Origin of the sequence: Shewanella sp. GutCb, from assembly GCF_002836135.1 — a bacterium.
GTDB lineage: Bacteria > Pseudomonadota > Gammaproteobacteria > Enterobacterales > Shewanellaceae > Shewanella.
Map to the genome: position 1 here is coordinate 1 of NZ_PJBL01000093.1, position 311 is coordinate 311.

At 39.2% G+C, this 311-nt stretch carries 1 tRNA gene; it reads right to left on the minus strand.

What is annotated here, in order from left to right:
- Nucleotides 1–83 precede the first annotated feature (83 nt).
- Nucleotides 84–159: transfer RNA gene (locus CXF86_RS20110), tRNA-Lys, on the minus strand.
- Between the last annotated feature and the right edge of the window lie 152 nt (nucleotides 160–311).

The following is a 311-nucleotide window of genomic DNA, read 5'->3' on the forward strand; positions in this document are numbered from 1 at the left end:
CAACTGAGCTAACAGCCCTTTCTGGTATTGCTGATATTACATTTTCTGAATTCATCTGCTTTTAAGCAAATCCACTTCAGAAGTGGTGGGCTGTGAAGGATTCGAACCTTCGACCAATTGGTTAAAAGCCAACTGCTCTACCAACTGAGCTAACAGCCCTTTCTGGTATTGCTGATATATCCAAGTAAATAACTAACTATCATTAGTTAAAGCCAACTGTCTGTTTCTACAAGAAACTGAGCTAACGGCCCTTTCTGGTATTGCTGATATTACATTTTCTGAATTCATCTGCTTTGAAGCAAATCCACTTC